Annotated in this window: 5 protein-coding genes; 1 reads left to right on the plus strand and 4 read right to left on the minus strand. The window is 61.7% G+C overall.

Annotated elements, in window-relative coordinates; all coding sequences use genetic code 11:
- The 4 genes from AC1DT3_RS07890 to AC1DT3_RS07905 form a co-directional block, all read right to left on the minus strand.
- Nucleotides 1-1,126 (minus strand): enoyl-CoA hydratase-related protein (locus AC1DT3_RS07890; protein ID WP_477464702.1); only part of this gene is annotated, 1,126 nt, incomplete at its 3' end.
- Between the two features lie 88 nt (nt 1,127-1,214).
- The gene (locus tag AC1DT3_RS07895; protein WP_477464703.1) at nt 1,215-2,423 is read right to left on the minus strand and encodes an acetyl-CoA C-acetyltransferase; all 1,209 of its coding nucleotides are present in this window, start codon (nt 2,421-2,423) and stop codon (nt 1,215-1,217) included.
- An 85-nt stretch (nt 2,424-2,508) separates the two neighbouring features.
- Nucleotides 2,509-4,302 carry an acyl-CoA dehydrogenase C-terminal domain-containing protein gene (locus AC1DT3_RS07900; RefSeq protein ID WP_477464704.1) on the minus strand — a complete coding sequence of 598 codons (1,794 nt, stop codon included), beginning with the start codon at nt 4,300-4,302 and terminating at the stop codon, nt 2,509-2,511.
- Nucleotides 4,303-4,510: 208 nt separating this feature from the next.
- Complete coding sequence (locus tag AC1DT3_RS07905; RefSeq protein ID WP_477464705.1) at nt 4,511-5,035, minus strand: MerR family transcriptional regulator; 525 nt, start codon at nt 5,033-5,035, stop codon at nt 4,511-4,513.
- A gap of 229 nt (nt 5,036-5,264) precedes the next feature.
- Between AC1DT3_RS07905 and AC1DT3_RS07910 the strand changes: the two genes are divergently transcribed.
- Nucleotides 5,265-7,843 (plus strand): coiled-coil domain-containing protein (locus AC1DT3_RS07910; protein ID WP_477464706.1); only part of this gene is annotated, 2,579 nt, incomplete at its 3' end.

The raw sequence follows: 7,843 nt of genomic DNA on the forward strand, positions 1-7,843 counted from the left end.
ACATCAGTTTGTGCGAATGCGCCTTGCCCTTTTCGGCCGCTTCCACATCACGATCGATGAGAATCACATCGAGGCCGGCATTTGCCGTGACATACGCGACGCTCGCTCCCATGAATCCCGCGCCGACAATTCCGATCGTCTTCAACTTCGTCGGCGGAATCTCCTTGGGACGCCGCGCACCTTTGTTGAGCTCCTGCATGGAGACGAAGAGCGTTCGGATCATGGCCGCCGCTTCCTTCGAACGCAGGATTTTTGCGAACCAACGCGATTCCACTTTCAACGCTTGATCCATCGGCAGCTGCAGGCCCTGATACACCGCTTCGAGGATCGCGTAAGCGGCGGGATAGTTGTCTTGCGTTTCGCGTCGATAGATCGCGTTCGCGGCCGGCCAGATCTGCATGCCAGCGGCCGAGAAGACTTTGTTCGACGGCAGCTTGAACCCCTTGTTGTCCCAAGGCGCTTCCGCGGAACCGCCGTTCTTGATCCACTCTTTCGCAGTCTTGACCATATCGGCGCGCGGCGCGACGACGTGGGCGAGGCCCATGTTGCGCGCCATCAGCGGACGAATTTGCTCGCCCTTGAACAACATCTGCAACGCGTCACCCGTCTGCATCAGGCGCGATACGCGCTGCGTGCCGCCGGCCCCCGGAAAAAGACCGACCTTGATTTCAGGCAAGCCGACCCGCGTCGCGTCGGCATCGGAGAGAACACGGTAGTGGCAAGCGAGCGACAATTCGAATGCCCCGCCAAGACAAATGCCGTGCACAGCCGCCGCGAAAGGCTTTCCGCACGTTTCGAGACGGCGGTAGAGCAAGGAGAGTTTCCGCGATTCTTCGAAGAAGAAACGCATCGCCTCGTCCTCGCCTTTCTCCTTGGCGAGTTTCTTGTATTGCGCACCGAGGCCCTGGAGCATGGTGAGGTCGGCGCCGCCGGAGAACGCCTCCTTGCCGGAGGTGATCACGCAGCCCTTGATGGCCTCGTTCGATGCCACTGTCTCAACGATCTGCTGCAGCTCTTCCATCACTTGCGGCGTGATGACGTTCATCGAGCGATCGGGCATATCCCAGGTCGCCAGCGCTACTCCGTCGCCATCGACATCGAAACGAAAGTTGGTGAAGCTCGTCATGTTATCCTCCTGGATCGATCTCGTCTCAGCCATTGGCAATTCGTGTCGCCGCGGCGGGACATGACGATCCTCGACAATGATTTTCGATTCAGACTCGTTCGATGATCGTGGCCGTGCCCATGCCGGCGGCGACGCACAAGGTGATGAGGGCCGTCTGCTTACCGGTGCGCTCCAATTCATCGAGCACGGTGCCGAGAATCATGGCCCCTGTTGCGCCGAGTGGATGGCCCATGGCGATGGCGCCACCGTTGACGTTGACCTTCGTCGGATCGAGCTCCATCGCCTGGAGGTATCGCAGCACGACCGCCGAGAACGCCTCGTTGATCTCGAAGAGATCGATATCTGCGGTCGACATCCCCGCCTTCTTGAGCACGAGCTCGGACACTTCGATGGGACCCGTGAGCATCAGGGCGAGATCGGAGCCGAGCGACGCGAAGGCTTTGATGCGCGCCCGCGGTTTCAAGCCGGCTTTCGCGCCGCCCTCCTTCGAGCCGACGAGCACGGCCGATGCGCCGTCGACGATGCCGGAGGAATTGCCCGCGTGATGGACGTGATTGATGGCCTCCACTTCGGGATGCGCCGCGATCGCCACCGCGTCGAAACCACCCATCTCACCCATCTGCACGAACGCAGCTTTCAATTGCCCGAGYGACTGCATGTCGGTCGAAGGTCGCATGTGCTCGTCCTTGGCGAGCAGCGTCATCCCATTGATGTCCTTGACCGGGATGATCGATTTCTTGAAGCGGCCCTCGTCCCACGCCAATGCGGCCCGCTTTTGCGATTCGACCGCGTAGGCGTCCACGTCATCGCGAGAGAAACCGTACTTGGTGGCGATCAGGTCCGCCGAGATGCCTTGCGGCAGAAAGTAACTCGAGATGGCGATGCCGGGATCGACCGGCCACGCACCGCCGGAAGCGCCCATGCCCACGCGGCTCATGCTTTCGACACCGCCGCCGATGGCGAGGTCCTTCATGCCGGTCATGACCTGCGAGGCGGCGAGATTGACCGCATCGAGACCGGAGGCGCAGAAACGATTGATCTGGATGCCGGGAACTTCCTTTCCGAAACCTGCCTTCAGCACGGCAGCGCGCGCGATGTCACCCCCGGCTTCGGCTACTGGATCAACACAACCGAGTATCACGTCTTCGACGAGCGCTGGGTCGAGATCGTTACGCTCGCGAAGGGCCGTGAGGGTCGTCACCGCGAGGTCGACGGAAGTCACTTCATGCAGCGATCCGTCGGGCTTGCCGCGCCCGCGCGGCGTGCGGACAGCATCATAGACAAAAGCTTCAGGCATTTCGTTCTCCCTCGACGGACATGTCGTTCCCGGATCCGGCGTATCCGATCCGGCGATTGTTCAAAATTCGGAATGCAGGCGCCGATCAAAACATCTCCGTGGGGAGCGCCATGGTGGTGTCGGCCCCCGAGGAGATCCGCACGAGGCGCGTCGCCGTTTCCGGCATGATGCGTTCCATGAAGAACCGTCCGGTGACGAGCTTTGCATCCATCGCCTCGGAAGCGCCGTCTCCTTCAGCTTTCCTGGCGATCGCCGCTTTGGCCATCAGCCCCCACATATATCCCATGGCGACCGTTCCGAAGAGGTGCATATAGTCGGTTGCACCGGCACCGGCGTTGTCGGGCTTCGCGATCGCATTCTGCATGAACCACATGGTGGCCTGCTGCAGATCGACAAGGCCCTTCTGCAGAGGAGCCGTGAACGGGGTCAGCGTTTCGTCGGAGGCATTGTCCTGGCAGAAGGCAGCGACTTCGTTGAAAAATCCCATGACGGCCCGCCCGCCGTCCTTGCCGAGCTTGCGGCCGACGAGATCCATCGCCTGAATTCCGTTCGCCCCCTCGTAGATCATGGTGATGCGGGCATCGCGCACGAACTGCGACATGCCCGATTCCTCGACATAGCCGTGCCCCCCGAACATCTGCTGGGCCTTGACCGCGTTGTCGAAGCCGAGGTCGGTTAGCACGCCTTTCACCACCGGGGTGAGAAGTCCCATATGATCATCGGCCGCCTGCCGCTCGGCAGGATCGGACGAGCGGTGGGCGATGTCGCTTTTCAGCGATGTCCACACCACGAGGGCGCGGGCCGCTTCCGTGATCGCCTTGATCGACATCAGGGTGCGGCGGACATCGGGGTGAACGATGATCGGGTCAGCCGGCTTGTCGGGGTATTTGGCACCCGTGAGAGCGCGGCCCTGGAGGCGGTCCTTCGCGTAGGCGACCGCGTTCTGGTAGGCGGCGTCGGATAGAGCGAGGCCCTGCACACCGACAGCCAGACGCGCCTCGTTCATCATCACGAACATGGCGTTGAGGCCTCGATTCGCTTCTCCGATGAGCCAGCCTGTGGCGCCGTCATAGTTCATGACGCAGGTGGCGTTGCCATGAATGCCCATCTTGTGCTCGAGCGAGCCGCAGGAAACGCCATTCCGAGCACCCAAGCTGCCATCGTCGTTCACCATAACCTTCGGCACGACGAACAACGAAATGCCCTTCGTGCCGGCCGGAGCGCCCTCGATTCGCGCGAGGACGAGGTGGACGATGTTTTCTGCGAGGTCGTGCTCGCCGGCGGAAATGAAAATCTTGGTGCCGGTGATCGCGTATGACCCGTCGCCGTTCGGAACGGCCTTGGTCTTCAGAAGGCCGAGATCCGTGCCGCAATGGGCTTCTGTCAAGTTCATGGTTCCGGTCCAGGCCCCCGAGACCATTTTCGGCACGTAGAGACGCTTCTGCGCCTCGGAGCCGTGCACCAGCAGAGCAGCGATCGCGCCCTGGGTCAGGCCGGGATACATGCCGAGCGCGAGGTTGGATGCCGACATGAATTCCTGCATCACAGAGTTGAGGACCATGGGTAGGCCCTGGCCGCCATATTCCTCCGGTGCGGACAGACCCATCCAACCGCCTTCGCTGAAGGCGTCATAGGCAGCTTTGAAGCCCTTGGGCGTGGTCACCGAGCCGTCGTCACGACGCACGCAACCCTCTTGGTCGCCGCTCAGATTCAGTGGCGCGAAAGCATCTTCACAGAGCTTGGCGCCCTCACCGAGGATGGCCTCCAACATATCCGGGGTCGCGTCCCCGAACCCTGGAAGATTGTTGTGACGGGCGATGGGAAAGACGTCATTCAAAAGGAACAGGGCGTCTTCGACGGGGGCCTTGTAGACCGGCATAGATCGCTTCTCCTCAGCAAACCGCAGCCAATCCGTCCTCGATGACCGTCTCGGCGCCAGATAGTTCATATATAAACCATCAATGGCCGTTGAGGAAGGGCCCGAGGTCGATCCTTCTCGTGTTCCAGGCGATCCAAACGAAAAAGGGCGCCGCCATATCCTGGCGGCACCCATGACGATGATGCGACGAAAGTGTCTTTAGCGACGGTCAGGCGGCAGCGACGAAGGTCGCCCGACGCGACTTCAACTCGAGGAGAGCTTCCTCGATTTCGACCTTTTGCTGCTCGAGATGCTGAATTTGGTCCTCGATCTGAGCCAGCGACAGCTTCAAGTTGGCGGAGAGTCCCTCGCCCAGGCGCTCTTCAGCCAACATCGCGCGGATTTCCGTAAGGGTAAAACCGAGCTGCTTTCCCTTCAGAATAACGGCCAGCCGGTCGCGATCCCGCACGTCGTAGATCCGCGCCAGCCCCTCGCGACGCGGCGAAAGCAGTCCCCGGTCCTCATAGAACCGCAGCGTCCGGAGCGTGACTCCGAACTCGCGAGCCAGGTCGCCGATCGTAAAGGAACTGCTGTTCTCAAACGGCTTAATTGCCGAAGCGGTTGTTTGTTCAAGATTATAGGCGTTCATGTTGCCCCACATTATCGTTTGCTGCCGCCCTCCCTCCAGATCGACGGCCTCAACATAATGCAATGGTAGAACATTTACTTTACTAATCCAAGTGTGAAATTGCACGGGCCTCGCGCACAGGTAGTGCGAAGGGTAAAATGCGGCGACCGGGTCTCCTCGACCGAAGCTAACCCTCTGCCTTAACGTCTTTTTTACCACGTTCGCCAACAGTCCCCTGGTCGGCCTCGGTCCGAACTGGCGATGTGATTCGCTGGATTGGGCCGCAAAAGGTCGGCACGGCAGCCAGGCTTGAAAGCCGCGGACGCCGGTTCGAGGACCCAAGTCGACGAGCGCCATGAGACGAAACGCGAACCTTGACGATCTGGAGCGACAGACTCGGGAAGCTGCCGAAACGGCCGCCCGACGCGCCGGTCTAACACTCGCCGAGTGGGTCGCGGCCCTGACCGATAGCGAAATCGGCGAGGCCACGGCATCGCGGGAAGAGCCCTCGGCAATCGATGCGATCATCGCACGGATGGCGCGCACCTCTCCGAGAGGAAGCGACGGGACCCGAGAGGTGTTCCCCGTCAGGCCGTCGGCATGGGCGGTGCGAAAAAAAGACCGTCGCTACGCTCCCGAGCGCGACGACCGGGAAGACAGTCTTGCGGAAATCCTGTCCGAAGCGCTTGACGCCCTGCGAGACCGTCTGGATACGGTCGAACGTCGCCTTGGCAACGATCAGGCACAGCGCCCTCCTACGACAATCGCTTTTCCGGTCCACGAAGCCATGGCCGCGCTCGCGCCCCTATCCGAGGCTCTCGAGGGATTGCGATCCGATATGGGGCAGCTCAATGCGCGCCTCGAACGGCCTGTCGACAGCCTCCTGTCACCCGCGATCGAGACCATCAAGCACGATCTCGACGAGGTTCGCGTCAGCATCGGTAACTTGGCAAGCCGTGAGGATCTCGGCTCGCTCGACCAAACCATTCGCGATCTCGCCGTGGTCTTCGCCGAAGATCGCCTAACCGCCGATGCGGCGGGCGTGGCGCACATCGTCGGCGAGCTTCAGACAGAGATCAATCGGATTGCCGAACGCACATCCAGCGCCGTTCACCAGAGTATCACATCCGAACTCGAAACGTTGGCACTTCGCATCGACCGGATTGCCGAGAGCGGCGTCGATCGAAACGTCGTCGAATTTCTGAGCGGTCAGATCCTCGATATGCGTCAGGAATTGACGCGCCGCGCTGAACCACAACACCTCGAATCGCTTTCGAACGACATCAAATCTCTCGCACAGCAAGTGACGGAGATGCGGCTGAACCAGGTCGGTCGGCATGATTTCGCAGCTCTCAAGGTGTCTCTCGAGGACATCTGCGCCGCTCTCGGGAGAACGGCCGCCGTACACGCAAAAAGCGATGTCCCCGAACGGCTGGACGGCCTGAGCGAGCGCATCGAAATCCTGATCAATCGTCCCGACCCGCAACCCATCAACCTCAATCCTGTCGCGCGCCAACTGACCCTGCTGACTGACCGGATCAGTACCTTGAACGATGATCGCGCCGACAGAGCCGATACTCTCGTCTCACTCATCGAACAGCTGTCAGGTGCCGTCCATTCGGCCGTCGATCGGCCAGAGCCCTCGCATCAGCCATTGTTGGCACGGTTCGATCTGTTGGAACAGCAGCGTCAGCGCGATCGGGAAACCGACCGTTCGGGACTTGAGGGAATTCTCCAACTACTCGGTGAGAAAATCGACGGGTTGTCGGCGCCCAATCTCGACGCCCTCGAAGAACGGCTCGACTCCCTCACCGAACAGCTTTCGAAGGAACGAAGCGAGCCCGCGCGTGTGATTTTGGACGACGCCAATCAACGTCTTCTCGATATGAGAAACGAGGCGACCGCCATCGCGGAGCATGCCGCCAAAACCGCCCTTGCGAGCGCTTTTCGGGATACGTCCGACCAAGATACGTCCGACATGGACGCGCTCAAGCAAGGGATCGTCGAACTCAAGGCCCTCCACAATCGGAGCGACAAGAAGACTCAGCAAACACTTCGCGCGGTTCACGACGCGCTCGAAGCGGTTGTCGGGCGCGGTCACGATCCATCCGCACCAAACGCGTCCGCCTCTCTCGGGGTGAAGCACGCGGACCGGCGGCCCTCGGCCGACCGCCTCGAAGCCGCAGTGCGTCGCCTCCACACGGCCGCGCTCTCGCAGATCGAAGAAGTTTCGTCGAGTGCAAACGAGCTGATCCGGCCCCCCGAACCCGAGCCGGCTCAAGAATCACCTTCGCCCCTGGCGTCGTCACCTGACCAGGCGGACCTCGCCATTCGCGCGAGCTTCATCGCTGCAGCCCGGCGCGGCTCGCAAAACCCGTCCGACGCTTCCGAACGTCCGCAACCCACTCCCACGGACGAGGATGAACCTCACGCGCAACCGAGCCTGATTCAACGGCTTCGACAGACGCTCGACCAGCACCGGCGCCCCCTGTTGCTGAGCCTGGCCCTTCTCGTCATCGCGACGGGAACCGTTCAGATCGCCGCTATCATGCCGGAGGGTGGCCCTGATGTGGCCGCGGCAGCCGAGCCGCACGCCCTCGCAAAGCCACAGGGGAAAATCGCCGGCGGGCCGATCCTGCTCGCAGCGGCAGAGGTCAAGACGGGGCTTCTGTCTCCGGAAAGTGCGCTCGTCCGTCCCGCCGCGTTGAGCGAAGGGCCACGGGCCACGTTCTCGGGGTTTTCCCCCGTCGACCCGACTACTCTCGACGACATTCCGGCCGGAACCCCGCTCGTGCTGCGGGAGGCAGTCGTCGGTGGCGACGCGGGCGCTGTTTTCGAGTTGGCGCAACGCGTTGCCGAAGGGCGCGGCGTGGACCAAAATCCGGCGCTCGCAGTGCGATTCTTCGAGCGGGCGGCGCAAGCTGGCCTCCCACC

The organism is Microvirga sp. P4_G7 (assembly GCF_056401005.1).